11 protein-coding genes are annotated in these 16,379 nt (G+C 38.8%); 8 read left to right on the top strand and 3 right to left on the bottom strand.

What is annotated here, in order from left to right:
* Positions 1–573: 573 nt before the first annotated feature.
* Positions 574–1,806: a succinate--CoA ligase subunit beta gene (locus tag QUB80_RS06795; RefSeq protein WP_289788748.1), complete on the top strand. Its 1,233-nt coding sequence runs from the start codon at positions 574–576 to the stop codon at positions 1,804–1,806.
* Between the two features lie 371 nt (positions 1,807–2,177).
* Positions 2,178–3,062 (top strand): succinate--CoA ligase subunit alpha, encoded by an 885-nt coding sequence (locus QUB80_RS06790; protein ID WP_289788747.1) that lies wholly within the window; start codon positions 2,178–2,180, stop codon positions 3,060–3,062.
* A gap of 48 nt (positions 3,063–3,110) precedes the next feature.
* On the opposite strand, the gene QUB80_RS06785 is transcribed toward QUB80_RS06790, so the two are convergent.
* The 3 genes from QUB80_RS06785 to QUB80_RS06775 form a co-directional block, all read right to left on the bottom strand.
* Positions 3,111–4,805, bottom strand: a complete 1,695-nt coding sequence (locus QUB80_RS06785) for a hypothetical protein (protein WP_289788746.1) — start codon at positions 4,803–4,805, stop codon at positions 3,111–3,113.
* A 62-nt stretch (positions 4,806–4,867) separates the two neighbouring features.
* Positions 4,868–6,784 carry an ABC transporter permease subunit gene (locus tag QUB80_RS06780; protein WP_289788745.1) on the bottom strand — a complete coding sequence of 639 codons (1,917 nt, stop codon included), beginning with the start codon at positions 6,782–6,784 and terminating at the stop codon, positions 4,868–4,870.
* 148 nt (positions 6,785–6,932) lie between these two features.
* Positions 6,933–7,883: an ABC transporter ATP-binding protein gene (locus QUB80_RS06775; protein ID WP_289789092.1), complete on the bottom strand. Its 951-nt coding sequence runs from the start codon at positions 7,881–7,883 to the stop codon at positions 6,933–6,935.
* A gap of 579 nt (positions 7,884–8,462) precedes the next feature.
* Between QUB80_RS06775 and QUB80_RS06770 the strand changes: the two genes are divergently transcribed.
* The 6 genes from QUB80_RS06770 (at position 8,463) to QUB80_RS06745 (ending at position 16,377) form a co-directional block, all read left to right on the top strand.
* Complete coding sequence (locus QUB80_RS06770; RefSeq protein ID WP_289788744.1) at positions 8,463–9,305, top strand: hypothetical protein; 843 nt, start codon at positions 8,463–8,465, stop codon at positions 9,303–9,305.
* A gap of 129 nt (positions 9,306–9,434) precedes the next feature.
* Complete coding sequence (locus QUB80_RS06765) at positions 9,435–11,165, top strand: thiamine pyrophosphate-dependent enzyme (protein WP_502875285.1); 1,731 nt, start codon at positions 9,435–9,437, stop codon at positions 11,163–11,165.
* A gap of 298 nt (positions 11,166–11,463) precedes the next feature.
* A complete protein-coding gene (locus tag QUB80_RS06760) occupies positions 11,464–12,531 on the top strand; it encodes a Glu/Leu/Phe/Val dehydrogenase dimerization domain-containing protein (protein ID WP_289788742.1) in 1,068 nt (355 codons plus the stop codon).
* Positions 12,532–12,562: 31 nt separating this feature from the next.
* Positions 12,563–13,513 (top strand): scytonemin biosynthesis cyclase/decarboxylase ScyC, encoded by a 951-nt coding sequence (gene scyC / locus QUB80_RS06755; RefSeq protein ID WP_289788741.1) that lies wholly within the window; start codon positions 12,563–12,565, stop codon positions 13,511–13,513.
* Positions 13,514–13,692: 179 nt separating this feature from the next.
* Entirely contained in the window at positions 13,693–15,099 is a 1,407-nt protein-coding gene (locus QUB80_RS06750; protein ID WP_289788740.1) for a carotenoid oxygenase family protein, read from the top strand.
* 228 nt (positions 15,100–15,327) lie between these two features.
* Complete coding sequence (locus QUB80_RS06745) at positions 15,328–16,377, top strand: 1-acyl-sn-glycerol-3-phosphate acyltransferase (RefSeq protein ID WP_289788739.1); 1,050 nt, start codon at positions 15,328–15,330, stop codon at positions 16,375–16,377.
* Positions 16,378–16,379 lie beyond the last annotated feature (2 nt).

The raw sequence follows: 16,379 nt of genomic DNA, 5'->3' as shown, positions 1-16,379 counted from the left end.
AACTACATTATTTAGAAATTCCTGTTTGTAAAAATTTTTTCGATATTTGCATTGTTTTTGTATTGGTTTGGGAATGATTGCGGTGTCAGATATCAAACTTTCCAAGACTGTTTCAGATAAATCATAAACAGCGCGATCGCTCCTAAAGCCAGAATACTACAGAGTCATCCCTAAATAAAGTTTTGAGTGCTAAGATAGACACCCACTATTGCAGCTACCGAACATATAACTCCAACTGCCGACTCTAATTTGTTTTTCTCGGATTTGATTAACATTTGAAGAGCAAAACAGCTAGTTTTGCTTCTCATAGCCAATATTCTCAGTGTTGCTATGTCAAGGAGTAATTATAAAAAGATATTTCACTGAGTAACTAAGAATATTTACTGAGAATATTCTTCAGCGACAAAAGATAGAAGCTTGATTTTACCTAATTTAGTGGGTTAGATAGAAGTAACAAGAAAAATTTTTTAATTAAAAAATCAAGGTTGAATTATGTAACTCTAGTGCATTGTGCAAGCATGAGATAGTTCCCCAAAAACCAAACAGAAGTGGCTCAATTCAAGGTGTGTGTCGATGGAATTATTAGAGTACCAGGTAAAAGAATGGTTTCGTGAGATAGGTATTCCTGTCTTGCCTTCTCAAAAAATAGATCATCCTACGGATTTGAAAAGGTTAAAAATTAACTACCCAATTGTACTTAAATCTCAAGTCTATGGGGGTGAGCGGGCAAATGTTGGTGGAGTAAGGTTTGCAGAAACAACCATAGATGCGATCGCTGCTGCCCAAAACATTTTTAATTTACCGATTTTGGGTGAGTTGCCAGAAGTTTTGCTGGCGGAAGTCAAATATGATGCAGAACAAGAATTTTATCTAGCAGTAGTTTTAGATACTGCTGTTTGTCGTCCTATACTTTTGGGCTGTACGCAAGCAGATATCGATTGGGAATCTGCTGGGGAAAAAATGCAGCATGTTGTGGTAGAACAGGAATTTTCTCCATTTTACGCGCGACGGTTAGCTTTAAAAATGGGCTTGCAAGGTGCGTTAATGCAGTCAGTAAGTGCCGTTGTGGAAAAAATGTATCAATTATTTCTAGAAAAAGACTTAGATTTGGTAGAAATTAATCCTTTAGGAGTAAGTAGTTCCGATCAAGTGATGGCTCTTAATGGTAATGTGAGCGTCAATGAACGAGCGATCGCGCGTCATCCAGATCTCACTCAAATGGCAAGAAAAATAGTTAATCGTCACAGTAACATAGATTTCAAACCACATTTAGGTAACTGGGATGGGGTAGAACTTCACGGTAAAATCGGTATCCTGGGTAATGGTACAGGCTCGGTGCTGGCAACTTTAGATTTAGTAGTCAATGCGGGTGGCAAACCAGGTATTTGTCTGAATCTACGCCACGCTTTTCCTACAGATACTTCACCAACTACTTTTCGCGATCGCCTTGATAAAGCTCTCAACATCCTAACTAGTGACAAAAGTATTCAAGTCATACTAATTAATTTTTTAGGTAGCCTTCCTCAAGTGGAAGAAGTGATGGAAGTAATTGCTAACTATGTGCCAAATCACAAAAACGAACTAAAATCACAGGTATTGCGCTCTAATGGCAGTAAAAGTCGTCGTGAAAGTCACTTGCCGCGCTTGGTTGTTCGTCTTGCCGGCTCTGAGTTTGATGCAGCTAGAAAACACTTAGAAACAATTAAAACTCCAAACGATACATCTATAGTAGTGATAGAAAATTTAGATGAAGCCGTAGTAGAAGCAGTTCGTCTTGTCAAATTAACTTCTCATAAAAAGTTTTAAGATTGTTACCTCAAGCTTGTAGTAGCAGTTGAGGCAAAATGAATAAATGAGAGACACCAAGCACCTTTAACCTAAAGGATGTGGCTAGAACAATAACTGCCCACGTGGCAAACTAATAAAAATCAAAGTCTTTAAGCCTGTTTGGGCTAGTTTTGTATATGTAGCTCTACTATTCTAGGGTGGGGCTGCTGACAAAAAAGTATTTTGAGTATTACCAGCAAGAGCTAATGGGATAGTTTGTGTTGTGGCATCAAGCGTTAAGACGAATTTGTTGTAATTTTAGTAAAAATTGAGTTTATATCAATGAATATGCCATTTATTACAGTGGCTAGCTCTACCTAATCAATATTTATAAATTAACGTAACTTTTTATGAACTTAACGCCAGACAGTAAAGTTTTAATCCAAGGCTTTTGTGAATTCATATCAGCAACTCATATTGCTCAAATGATAAGTTATGGAACAAACTTAGTAGCTGGAGTAAATCCTGGTTATGGTGGGCAGAAAATATACGATCTGCCAGTATTCGATTTAGTAGAGCAAGTTGTTGAGAAATTCGGGCTGATTGACACTACGATTATCTGCGTACACCCTTACCAAGTTTTGGATGCAGCACTAGAAGCGATCGCATCCGACATCCGCCAAATCATAATCATCTCACCAGGGGTACCACCATTAGATATGGTGCAACTGCTGCGTAAAGCTGAAGCAAAAGAAACCTTAATAGTGGGGCCAAACAGTCCTGGTATTATCGTACCGGGAAAAATTCTTTTAGGTACACAACCTAGTGAATTTTATACTCCAGGCTCAGTGGGAATTATCAGTCGCAGTACTACGCTTACCTATGAAATAGCCAGGGAATTAACCAAAGCTGGTTTGGGGCAGTCACTCAGCGTCAGTATTGGCAGTGATGCGATCGTAGGTTCATCATTTATCCAATGGCTGCAAATTCTAGATGAGGATGATGCTACAGAAGCAATTGTACTAGTTGGACAGCCAGGTGGTGGACGTGAAGAAGCAGCAGCCCGCTACATTGCCGAAGCCATTGATAAACCGGTAGTTGCTTATATTGCAGGCATCAATGCCCCACCAGCCAAACATTGGCGTCAAACAGGAACATTAGCAGCAGTAATTGGGCGCCATCCAGACTTTGGCATAGCAAAAAGCAAATTGGCTGCTTTTTCTCAATTAAAAGTTCCCGTAGCCGAGCGCCCTTCTCAAATTCCAGAATTAGTAAGACAAGTAATTAATAAATAGTCATTTGTTCTTTGTCATCAGTCATTTGTAATTTATTTTTACTAATGACTAATGACTAAGTAGTGCTTTTGTAGCAGATTCTCCTACTTTTTGTAATTTTCGCTGTAACTGAAAAATTAAGCCTCCTAATATGATTCCTTGAATAAGAATCGCAAAGAAGACTGTGATTGAAGATAATGAAATTCCAGTGGGATACAAGGCAACAAGCGGTGCAATAACTGAAAAAAGCCACACAAAAGTGACATGGTTTGGGTTATTTAATAATAAGGCTAAAATAATTACTGGTAGTACAATTACAGTACCAATAATAGTGACAGTCCAAAATATTCGATTCTGAGTTTTCATGAATAAAGCTAGTTGGGTCAATGCTGCATAAATCATAGCTAGACTACCAGCTAAAGCGAGAGCATAAATACCATTAATTTTATTATTATTGTCATCTTGTGTTAAGACAGCCAATAAACTTAGAGAAACAATAGTAATCGTTGCATTTAAGGCGATCGCTACCCACGCTGGGCTTTTTTCTCCCCAAATTAAATCTTTGATTGTATGACTATTCCAGAAACTCTTGTAACTAGAGAATTGCCGATAACGCGCCCAATCTATTAAAGATTGGCGATGAGGACTAATAGCTGCAATTAAATATAAGAATAACCAAAAATGTAAAAATAAAAGAGATGAGAGATTTTCTCTTATTATTGCAGAATGAGGAGCTTTAACTAAAACTGATGATTGCCAGTTTGCACATCCTATAGTTATGACTGTAAAGTAAGACGTTAGCAAATAGCTTTGCTTCTTACTTAACATTGTGGCATTGGGATTAGAAAAGCAACGCTGTAAAGCTTGCCATGCAAAAACTGTTAAAACAGTATAATTTAAAATCGTTAAGCCAACTATAGCGATAAAACTAGCTCCGATTGGAAGAGCAAACCAATGAAATGTTTCCCAAGAGTAAACCGATTTAGAGACAGAATTGAGTAACGAATGTGGAATTGAAAAAAATGGGTTAAAAAATCTCAGCCAAACTAAAGGGTAATCTACAGGAGTGTAAGATAACCATTGTTTAGTAAAAAGAAGGAAACCAAAAACTACTCCACTCCCTAACCATGCTTGAAAACCACTTAACCAAGAACCAATTAAACCAAATAAAAGTGCAGCACTATAGTAGAAAAGACAAGCTGTAACCATTACAGCGTAAAAACAGAAAAGAAATCCTAACGGAATACCTGCCGCTAATCCTGACCACAAATGCAAAGGAATTGCTAGGGCTAATGTAATATAAACTAAGATGGGAACCCCTAATATTTTTCCGACTAAAATAGTTTGGGGAGATTGAGGACTAAGACGAATAAAATTTAGCGTGTCACGACGTTCTTCTGTTGCTAAATTACTGATTAATAAATAAGTTCCTGCTACTAACAGGGAAAAACAGCCGATAATACTGAGCAGTGTAAATAAATCTAACCACCACAACTGCCAATTTATAACTAAATTGTCAAACTCATCTAATAAACACTGCGGAAGCCCATACAAGATATTTCCCGTGCAATATTTATTGGTGAAACTTGTAACGCTGATGTCATTAGTTGTTAGTTGAACTTGGAAATACATCAATAGCAAGAATTGTCCCAGCAAGGAGACAGTTATTGCCAGTATGATGTTGCGCTGTTGTAAACGCCCTTTGATTTCCCGCAAAAATTGGGGATTCCAGTCTCCGATTTTATCTAAAAGATTTTTTATCATTGTAAACTCTCCAATAAAGTTAAGGTGCGTTTTTCGCTAACGCACCCTCAAAATTTATTAATCTAGCTTCCTGTCAACAGTGCTTTTGTAGCCGATTCACCTGCTAATCTAACTTGCCGTGTTAACTGAAAATTTAACAACACCAAGAGACTAAATTCACCCAAAAGAACAATAAAAATTGTTGGGATTGTAGAGTATTCTAAAGCACTCCAAGGGAAAGTAGAAAGTAACCATAAAATAGGAGTTTCACTAGGTTGGACACCTAACATTCCTAGAAATATCATTGGTAAGAATATGACTGCACCGACAGTAGCGATCGCCCAAAAAGAACGCTTAGAATTTTTCATTAAAAGCATCCTTTGCGCTACTGTTGCATAAATCATCATCAAGGTAATAAACAAACCCACACCTAAAATAGCCTTAAACTGCCCAATCTCATTCAGCCAATTTAATCTATTGGAGTGATGAGAATTTAAAATAGGTGCAATGATAATCAAAATGATGAGTGGAATAGTAATCATCATTAGATTTATTGCCATTGTGATTACTGCTGGACTTTTTTCCGACCAAATCAAATCTTGTAGAAGAACATCTTGCCAAAAAAACTTGTGTTGAGAAATATTTTGGTGTCGATATCTTGCCCAATCTTGTACTGCTTGGCGATGAGGTGAAACAACAGAAATTAAACTAAGCAAAACTACTACATTAAAGAACACTAGTAAAGGAAAATTTTGTCCAATTTGATAACTAACATCGTAATAGCAAAAAGATAATGATGGTGTGTATGAGCTACCTGGTGGGCAATAGTTTTTTACATATTGTAGGGTAAATCCCCAAAGAATTACTTGTAAACAAGCTACTAGTAAATAACTTTGACCTTTACTCAACATTGAGGCGTTTGGGTTACGGAAGCGACGCCTTAGTCCTTGCCAAATCCAGTAAGTCCACAAACTATAATTTAATAATTGCAAACCAAGTAAACCGACTAAATTTTTTCCAACCGGAAGATAAAAGAACTGCACTTGTTCTAGCAATTCCCATTGGTATCGACGAAATAAATTTGGGAACAAGTAACCAGTTAAGTCAAAAGGACTTAATAGTCTCAACCAAGCAGCTGCGTTGTTTAAATATGGCCTACTTGTTGCTATTTGCATTGTAATAATCAAGAAAACTAAGACTGCACCACTGCCCAACCAAGGCTGAAAGCCGCTAAAGAAACGACTAAAAAAGCCAAATAATAGTGCAGTGCTATAGAAGAAAATACAACTAGCAGCTAAAACAATATAAAAGCTGAAAATATGGCTAAAAGCTATATTGGCGGAACGTCCTGCCCAAATATGCAAAGGAATTGCAACTCCAACAGCAAGATAAATTAAAATTGGTACTCCTAATATCTTGCCAGTCAAAATACTTGTTTCTGATTGAGGACTAAGACGTAGAAAATTTAATGTACCTCGGTGTTCTTCTTGAGCTAAGTTATTGATTAATAAATAAGTACCTGCAACTAATAACGTGAAGACAAAAATGACACTAAGTGATAAAAATATGTATTCCCAATGGTCTCGCCACCAAAGTTGCATATCAATTTGGTCTGAAGGACAGAATTGATTACTACTATATAAAAAACTCTGAGTTCTACTTTCTTCTGCCTTGAGTTGTTCTAGTTGTTGTGTTAATTCCTGAACTTTTACTGCATTCTTTGCCTTACTAAATAAAGATATTTGCTGTTGTAGTTGATTAATTTGTGGGTAGAGTTGATTCAATTGTTGTCTATAAACTATGCCTTCATGGCAGTAGGTACCAGATATAGGATATCTATCTCCTGGTATTTCACGTAATTGATATAAACAAAGTATAAACTGCCCAAACAGCGATGAAACAAATGCAATGACAACAGGAAAAACTTTCAGACGACCTTTAATTTCTCTCATTAATTGAGGATTTAAATCGCCAATCTTGTCTATGAAATTGAGAATCATATATAAATTTCTCCAAAAATAGGGAGGTGAGAGAGGGGAAGCAGAAGAGCACTAGGGGCAGAGGGGAGGGACAGACAAGGGACAAGGAGAGTAACAAATAACCAACTACTAACCACTAACTCATCACTATTTACTAATGACTATTGACTTATGATGCTTGTTTGTGACCAAGTTTAAGGAAAATTGTTTCCAAATCCTCTTGAGTGCAGTGAAATTCAGTAATGGGAATTTCAGCTTGGATGAGCGATCGCAATAAATCTGCACAGTCTTCCTGTTTCCCAGAAAAATTCACTCGGATACTGTTTTTTGCATTGATTACCTCCCAGTCTTGTACTAACGGATTATTTTTCAATTCCCCCAACAGTTCCTCTTGTTTTGCTAGAGTCGAGATGATGATTTGTTGGCGGGCAAGACGTTGGTAGAGTTGTTGTAGCGAGGCACTTTCTACCAAATAACCGAGTTCCATAATTCCCACAGAGGTACATAATTCTGCTAAGTCGCTCAGAACGTGGGAGGAAATCAATATCGTCATCCCTGCTTCCTGCAAAACTTTGATGATTTCTCGAAACTGCATCCTAGCGATCGGGTCTAGTCCCGAAACTGGCTCATCCAAAAGCAGTAAAATCGGTTCGTGGATGATTGTTCGCGCTAAACTCAGGCGTTGTTTCATCCCCCGTGACAAGGTAGAAATTAAACTGTTGCGTTTATTACTTAGCTGTATCAGTTCTAAAACTTCATGCAGCCGTCGAGTGCGGCGCGGTTCTCGCAAACGATACAAACGAGCAAAATAATCTAGATAATCCCAAACCGTGAGTTCCTCATACAGTGGATAATCGTCAGGTAAGTAACCAAGACGACGCTTGAGATTAAGGTTGCTGCGATCGCGCAGTAAGCGATCGCCATTAATATAAATCTCACCCGTAGTTGGTTCTTCTGCTGCTGCCAACATCCGAATCAGAGTCGTCTTTCCTGCACCGTTGGGGCCAATTAACCCGTATACTTCACCTGTGTAAATTTCTAAATCAACATTATTAACAGCAATGTGTCTGTCAAATTGCTTAATCAATCCACTGGTGCGAATTGCTAATTCTTTTACCATAGCTGCTGGAGACGACTTGTGATTAACAAATAAGCTAGCCTTTTGCAGCAGCATTTGTCAGGTTCGTTTCGGAAAATGTAACTGGCTTTAAGAAAACTTGATGTCCTAAAATCTGGCACCAGTCTGAATAGCCTGGAGGCAGCAGCCCACAAATCCTCTTTATACTATTTCACAAAAAATGGCAGCAGTTAACAGAAAAATCACTATTTTTTTACCAGTTATTTAAAAATGTATCAAAGCAGACATCAAAAAAAAGAGGTGAAAGTTAATCATTTCCTTTGTGCTGCTTCTCATATATAGCGTATTTACTATTTTAAAAATACATTTCATTACATTAAAATGAACAGTATATATACGCACAAACAGTGAATTTTCATAGTTCAAGTTACGTAAACTCAAGGTTGTTTAATTGACAGTATAAAAGCCATTATTCGATAGAGAAACTACAACCCTTGTTTGTGGCTATGAAAAAACAAGCATAGAGATTAGGACACGCTAGATAAGATTTTTTGTTTCGCTGCAAGCTAGCGACAATCCTAGTTGTTTACTTGCAATCAATACAACTATGAGTATACAAAAATGAGTTCAAAAAAATTGGAATTGTTAGATATTTCTCGTGCAATCAACTCAACCAATGAAGAAGTAGTAAATAAACTAGCTTTACAAAGTAAAAAAATCAATAAAATTTCCTTGGAGGTGCTAGTTAAGCAAAAAGCTAAACTAATGGAGGCTGAACAAAACCAAGTTACTCCTTTAGCTCAGAGAGTTATAAATTGCATGATTCTAAAAATGCAAGAAATCGATGAACTCTTATCGGAAAGAAAGAAACAAGGCAAAATCAGCCGCGATGGTTACATTCATTATCTAATCCAAGCTTGGTACTGTAGTAGCCATACCCCTGAGTTTCAAGTGATATTTCATGAGCGTATAGGCGTATATATCCAATCATTAGCTGAAGATAAACTTAAAGAAGGAAGTAAATTTTTCCGGGCGATGGAGTCCGAATCAGATGAAGAGATAGGGCATGAAATTTTAGCTTTAAGAGATTTACAGCAATTGGGAGTTCAAAATTTTAATTCAATTACTGATATTTTTGATGAATCTAAAAACTTAATTTTTTCACAATCACAGTTATTAACTCAAAGTAATTTTCTTGGATTCTTAGGATACTCATCCTATATGGAATTTTTGTTTGCCAAACATATTGCTTATCAACTTAAGCTTTTAAGTGAAGTAGGAATCGCTAGAGATGCCCAAACATTTTTATACAATCACTATGTTATCGATTTAAGTCATGCTGGACATGATATTGAGCTACTTAACTTTTTTGTTGATAGTGATGAAATTGTGAGTGTAATCAACGAAAATATTAATGTTGTTCACTCATTGTACATGGGTATTCTTGCAAGAGCTTTCAATTAAGAATAGATTTGCCTGAAAAAGAAAATGAGTGAAAATAGCAATTCATCAAACTTGGTTGTACAAGCACATTCTTGTCACACACTGACAGTAGAGTTAGCGAATTTCAAGGACGATCGCCTAAATAATCACATGAACGCAGACATCCAGCTATCTCCATCGCTCTCAGTTGCTGAGGCAATTGTCAAGCTTTTAGAAGATTTGGGAGTCAAATACGCCTTTGGTGTTTCTGGCGGAGCAATGGCAAAGCTTTGGGGTTCGCTATCAAATAGTCAGATCCAAGTTCTTCACTTTCGCCACGAAGCTGGAGCAGCCTTTGCAGCAGTTGAAGCATCTTTAGCTAGCGATCGCCCTGTAGTTGTCTTCACCACAACAGGGCCGGGTATAACCAACGCCTTAACTGGTATAATGACAGCCCGTGGCGAAGCAGCCAAAGTAATTTTGCTATCTGCTTCGAGTTCGGCGTCACAGCGCGGCAGGTGTGCCATCCAAGAAACTAACGAGCAGACAATACTTAATGGGGGAATTTTGAAATCAGGGGCGTTGTTCCATTACGCAACTACTCTAGAGTGCGCCGAACAACTGCCACAAACTGCTCGTAGCATTGCCCTTGGCTTAACAAAACCAAATGGCTTCGTTGCTCATTTAAGTATTCCTACAGATATTCAATCAAGTTTGGTAAATCAATCTTTACCTCAACCAGATTTGTCTTTATGGCTGCCTATCCCTAGCAAAAAAACAATTAGCAAATGCATAGATTTGCTATCTGAAGGTAACTTTGTCATCTGGGTTGGTTTCGGTGCAAGAGGCGCTGCCAAAGAGATCCGCCAGCTTGCGGAAAGAACAGGAGTCGCAGTGATATGTTCGCCTCGTGGCAAAGGTATTTTTCCTGAAGAACATCCTCAGTTTGTGGGTGTTACAGGTTTAGGGGGGCATAGTTCTGTATTTACTTATATGCAGAAGCAATCTCCGTCACACATCTTAGTTTTGGGAACTCGCCTTGGAGAAGCCACTTCTTTCTGGAGTAGGCAAATGATTCCTCAGGCAGGATTTATTCACGTTGATGTCGATCCAGATGTCATAGGGATTGCCTATCCATCCGTGCCAACTTTTTCTGTCGTGTCTGATGTCAGAACTTTTGTGCAGTCACTGCTGCAATACTTGCCAGAGAAATCTCAACAATCAAAGATAAGTGTATTACCTCATCCTGAACGTCAGACTATTCAACCGAGCATCGGTGAACTAGTGCGCCCTGAAATCTTGATGCAAGAAATTCAGCAGGTGTTTATCAACAACAGCGATGCGATCGTCATGGCAGAATCAGGTAATTCATTTACTTGGGCAACCCACTTGCTGCGATTTACTCAACCCAACCGTTATCGAGTCAGCACTAGAGTAGGAGCGATGGGACATGCAGTGACGGGTGTTGTTGGTGCTGCTAAAGCTAGAAATGGAAAAGCGATCGCCATTGTTGGGGATGGGGCAATGTTGATGAATAATGAAATCAGCACTGCCGTGAAATACAAAATTCCTGCCGTCTGGATTGTCCTCAATGATGCACGCTACAATATGTGTGCTCAGGGAATGGCAATGCTAGAACTTGAGGGTGCAGATGCAACTATTCCCCAAACAGATTTTGTGATGATTGCTCGCGGCATGGGAGCTGATGGTATTCGCGTCGAAAAGGAATCTGACATTCGGATGGCGTTGGAGAAAGCCTTAGCAACATCTATCCCGTTTGTTGTTGATGTAACTATAGATCCAACTCGGCAAGCACCATCTCGTGGACGTAATCAAGGTTTACTTGCACAAGGAGTTGTAAATAGTCCTAACAAACACTTTTCATTCCCCTTGATACAGTAACCATTGGCAGAAGGCAGAGGGCAGAGAGAAGTTTGTAGGCGCGGAGCGACTTCCCGTAAGGGTGTGGAGGTTTCCTCCGAAAGCGTTGCTCCTCCACAAGGAGGCTCAAAGCTTCAAAGAGGCAGAAGGAAAGAGGAGTGGGGGAGTAAGAGATGAGGGAGATAGGGAGGATGGGGAAGAATTGACTCTTATCACTTACTCAACTCCTTGTATCCGTGTCCTCTTCTTCCCAGTACCCAATCCCCGATCCCCAGTAACCAATCCCCAATCACCAATCCCCGTAATCAATGGAGAAGCTATGAGAGTTTTTGAAAGTTTGAGAGCAACCAATCACGAGCAGATTCTCTTTTGTCACGATCGCGAAACAAATCTTAGAGCAATTATTGCCCTTCATGATACGAGTTTGGGATTAGCTATGGGCGCTACTCGTCTTTTCCCTTATAACAGTGAGGAAGATGCTTTGCGAGATGTTCTGCGCCTAAGTCGCGGGATGACATACAAAGCAGCTTGTGCCAATATTCCTGTGGGGGGTGCAAAAGCAGTTATTATTGCTAATCCAGAAGATAAAACCGATGCTTTGCTCAAATCTTATGGACGGTTTGTCGAAAGTTTGAATGGGCGCTTTGTTACAGGTCAAGATGTAAATTTGTCACCTGAAGATGTGCGGATAATCAACAAAGAGACTAATTATGTGGTGGGAGTGAAGGAATTAGGAGGAGGAGCAACATTAGCAACAGCGATCGGTGTTGTATTAGCAATCAAAGCGGCAGTAGAGTTTCATTGGCAAAGAAAAAATCTTGATGGACTAAAAGTAGCAATTCAAGGAGTAGGAAATGTTGGCAAGAATCTTTGCAAAATTCTTTATGCAAATGGTGCAAAACTTTTTGTCAGTGATTTAATTCGAGACAAAGCTGAAGAAATGGCAGACCTTTATGAGGCGACAATTATAGAACATCAAGATATTCATGCTTGGGATGTTGATGTTTTTTCTCCTTGTGCCTTAGGTGGAATTCTAAATAGTTCAACCATTCTCCAAATTAGAGCTTCTATTATTGCTGGTGCTGCCAACAATCAGCTAGAAAATGAAGAGTTACACAGTCAGCTTATTAAATCGAGAAAAATTCTTTATTGCCCAGATTATGTAATTAATTCTGGTGGATTAATTAATGTCTATAACGAAATGATAGGTAATGATGACGAGAAAGCCTTAAGCCACGTTCGTAAAATTTACGATACTGTTTTGGAGATTTTTGATAAAGCAGAGCGTGAAGAAATTACCACATATGCAGCATCTAAATTATTAGGAGAAGAACGCATTAAAAAGCAAAAACAACAGAAAAAACAGAAACATTTATTGATAGCTTAATTCAACCATCAGAACTGAAAGATATTAACCAATGGAAAGTAATACGTTTGCTACGTCTGCTTATATCGCAACCTCACCAGAAACGGCTTTTAAATTCTTGTGTCGATTGGAAACTTTAGACGAGTGGACAATTAATTGTCGAATGTTAGAGAAAGTAGATGATAATACTTGGATCGGAACTTGTGCTGGCTATCAAAATAATCTCTATTATCATCTCAAAAAAATAGAAAACCCTCTATTTATGGGTATTGAATGGTACTGTGGATTTACTCCTGATAACTACTTCCACTGGTATCCCGTTCTTCTTTTTCCGACAAACTATATAGAGCCTGAATCAAAAGAACAAGGAGTTTACTTCCATTGGATCAGCTTTGTAGATCCAAAGCGACGGACTCCTATGATTATGGAAGGAATTAGAACAGTACATATGTGTGAAAGCCGCTCTCTCAAAGCTAGTTTGGAGCGCAATCAAGGTATTAAAGAAGCAGCCCAAGGGCAATATACTGTTGATAGTGACACAATTTATATTGATGCTCCTATTGAATTAGCACTTGAATATTTAGCAGATATAAGGAACATTGAAAATTGGTCGCATATGCTGCGATCGCATGGTGAAATTGCTCACCAATCAGGTAATTTTTTGGATGAATATAACCAAACAGTAAAAATCACATTCCGAACTCATACTCTGAATAATTATTACCTAATTGAACAAGATTATTTATATCCTGATTATCAATTTTTGCAGCGTAGCCCAACTTTACTGATCCCTTGTTCGCGTGCTTTCAACGATCTATCAGCTCGTGGGTTTATTCTGCACCGAATTGCGTTCTGGCAGCTTGGCAAAGCTAATCGCCACGGCAAACTCCAAATAGAGGATTACGGGGCTGAAAACATGAACATCAAACGATTACTTGAAGCAAAAGCTGGCAATTTTGAAACCTTTGCTCGTGGTATAAGCTATATTCCAACAGTTGCTTGAGACAGCCCCTAAAACGCCTGGTACTGAAGTTCCTCTCTTACTAGCTTAAGTCCGTTAAAACAGACTGAAAATCTTACCTAGTCAATTAAAACTGACTTTAGCTTGAAGCCAAGAAATTTATTTCTTGGCGAACAAGACGTGAAAAGACAAAACTAAGAAAATAGAAGGTGCATCAGTTTATGGTGGTAGTAGCAGGAAATCCTTATTTAGAGGGAAACTTTGCTCCAGTAGATCAGGAATTAACAGTAGATCATCTCCAAGTCATTGGGGAAATACCTCCTGATCTTAACGGAATGTTGATTCGTAACGGCCCTAATCCCCTCTTTCCGTCTCAAGCTTGGTATCACTGGTTTGATGGACATGGGATGCTACACGGTGTTGAGATTAGTAATGGTAAAGCCAACTATCGCAACCGCTATGTACAAACCCAGGGATGGAAAATGGAAAAAGAGGCTGGGCGTGCAATTCATTCAGGTTTTTTAGCGCCACCTCAACAAGAAAATCCTTCTCCTCCGGTTAATACTGCCAATACAGCTGTTGTCTGGCATGGCGATCGCTTGTTAGCTCTTTGGGAAGGGGGAGAACCTTATCAAATCGAAGTACCTGAGTTAAAAACAGTCAGTCCCTATACTTATGGCGGTGACTTGAAAGGTGCTTTCACGGCTCATCCCAAAGTTGATTTTGCCACTGGCGAGATGATGTTTTTTGGCTACTCTTGGGTAGATTTGCCTTACCTGCAATATAGCGTTGTCTCACCAGAGGGCAAGCTGTTGCGAACAGTGCCAATAGACTTACCAGTAGGAGTGATGATGCACGATTTTGCTATCACCGCCCACTACACAATATTTATGAACTTGCCCCTAACATTCCGTTTGGAACGCGCCCAACAGGGAAAACCACCTTTACTGTTTGAAAAAGACATTCCCAGTCGTTTTGGTATTCTGCCACGTCACGGTGATAATAGCAGTATCCGCTGGTTTGAAGCACCTGCGTGTTATGTTGCTCATACCCTCAATGCCTACGAGGATGGAGATGAAGTAATACTCATTGCCTGTCGAATGCCAAGTACTACTATGCTTGGTCTTGCAGGCAGAGCGCAAGATACTCACAGCGATCTAGCCTTTTTGCATAAGTGGAGATTCAATCTCAAAACGGGTGCGGTAATTGAAGAACCCTTAGATAATATCCCCTCAGAATTTCCACGGGTGAACGAGCAATACTTGGGGCGCAAGACTAGATACGGTTACACTTCCCGCATGACACCTAATTCCGTACCTTTGTTCGACGGCTTAATTAAGTATGATTTTGTTAGTAATAGCTCTCAAATTCACAAATTAGGGCAAGGGCGTTATGGGGGCGAGGGGGTGTTTGTACCTCATACTCCCCATATCTCCCAGAGAGATGAAGATGACGGTTGGTTGCTTACCTTTATTTACGATGAAGTAGCAAAAATTTCTGAACTGCTTATATTAAATGCTAAGGAAATTATGGCTGAACCTGTCGCTCGTATCATCCTTCCCCAACGAGTTCCTTATGGGTTTCACGGCACTTGGATTGAGCAAACAAATCTAGAATTTAATTCATAAACAAAAAATTTAGTGGCTAATAGTCATTGGCTATTAGCCATTCCTGAGCAAACTTTTGGTAAGTAGCCTTCATAAACTGCGTACACTACGATCATAGAAAATTCCTCTTTACCTGTTTCCCATTCCCTGTCCCCTGTTCTTTTTTATGTCTAAGGCAAGATAGAAATTATTAAGATAGTAAGTTATTATATTTTATCTTCTGCTGTCTATTTAATATGCTGATTTGTTGTGATTAATCAAAATCAAGATAACTTACTCAGCAATCCAATTGAAAGGAAGTCTATTGAAGGTTATAAATTTAACTGGTTTGATTGGTTTTGTCTGTGGTATCCTCCGGGTTGGCTCATTTTATTCAATCGCCACTGGCAACATTACCATTTAGATCCAGATGGCTGGAATTGGTTTGAATATATATTATTTTTGATTCCTGGTGGTTTTTATCTAGCACTATTGATTCGTTGGTTACGTCTTGGATGTCGTTTACCGCATCAGGGAAATATTGAATTTGATCCCAACTATCAACAAGCCTTTCGACAAGAAATTATAGCTCCTATAGTTGAATATTATTTTCGTGGAGAACTACTACAAACTGAAAACTTGCCATCTACAGAGCCAATGATTGTAGCAATGAATCATGCAGGAATGTCTTTCCCGTGGGATTTTCTGAGCTTGGCTTATTTATTAAATAAAGAACGGGGATGGGTAGTAAAAGTTTTAGCTGGTGTACCTTTATTTGACCATGCTTGGATGATTTGGTGGTTACCACCTGGATGGTCAAAAGTTTTAGGTGGCGTGAGGGCAGAGTTAGAAGACTTTTCTGCTGTAGTGCAGGAGCGCAGAGTTGTTTTATACGCACCAGAAGGATTGCGAGGGCCGAGTAAAGGTTGGCGAAAACGTTATCAATTAGAGAAATTTGATCTCAGTTTTATGCAGTTAAGTCAACGTTTTCAAATTCCTATTTTACCTGTTGTTTGCATTGGCAACGAAAGCTTACATCCGTGGACAATTAATCTCCAAAAGTTACAGCAGTTATTTAATTTACCATTTTTGCCTGTATCACCTTTGATACCATTTTTTATTCTCTTTCCTTCAATGGGTGTTTGGGCAATGAGAAGTCGTCTGCATTATTTTATTCAACCACTGCAACGAGTAGTAAATAGTGAGCAGCAATCCAAGAATAAACGTTCATTTGCTTTTCAAAAAGCACAAATATTGCGAGAAAATATGCAAAGTCAGATTAATAATTTATTGAATAAAAATATTGAAAATAAAGCGTGAGC

Origin of the sequence: Chlorogloeopsis sp. ULAP01 (assembly GCF_030381805.1) — a bacterium.
Taxonomy (GTDB): Bacteria; Cyanobacteriota; Cyanobacteriia; order Cyanobacteriales; family Nostocaceae; genus Chlorogloeopsis.
Note: the sequence above shows the minus strand (reverse complement) of the source record. Positions and strands in the feature narration are given on the sequence as shown.

Coding starts and splice junctions, on each gene's coding strand:
- QUB80_RS06765 (WP_502875285.1), top strand. CDS start 9,435: ATGAACGCAGACATCCAGCTATCTCCATCGCTCTCAGTTGCTGAGGCA.
- QUB80_RS06760 (WP_289788742.1), top strand. CDS start 11,464: ATGAGAGTTTTTGAAAGTTTGAGAGCAACCAATCACGAGCAGATTCTC.
- QUB80_RS06780 (WP_289788745.1), bottom strand. CDS start 6,784: ATGATTCTCAATTTCATAGACAAGATTGGCGATTTAAATCCTCAATTA.
- QUB80_RS06770 (WP_289788744.1), top strand. CDS start 8,463: ATGAGTTCAAAAAAATTGGAATTGTTAGATATTTCTCGTGCAATCAAC.
- QUB80_RS06775 (WP_289789092.1), bottom strand. CDS start 7,883: ATGGTAAAAGAATTAGCAATTCGCACCAGTGGATTGATTAAGCAATTT.
- scyC (WP_289788741.1), top strand. CDS start 12,563: ATGGAAAGTAATACGTTTGCTACGTCTGCTTATATCGCAACCTCACCA.
- QUB80_RS06790 (WP_289788747.1), top strand. CDS start 2,178: ATGAACTTAACGCCAGACAGTAAAGTTTTAATCCAAGGCTTTTGTGAA.
- QUB80_RS06785 (WP_289788746.1), bottom strand. CDS start 4,805: ATGATAAAAAATCTTTTAGATAAAATCGGAGACTGGAATCCCCAATTT.
- QUB80_RS06795 (WP_289788748.1), top strand. CDS start 574: ATGGAATTATTAGAGTACCAGGTAAAAGAATGGTTTCGTGAGATAGGT.
- QUB80_RS06750 (WP_289788740.1), top strand. CDS start 13,693: ATGGTGGTAGTAGCAGGAAATCCTTATTTAGAGGGAAACTTTGCTCCA.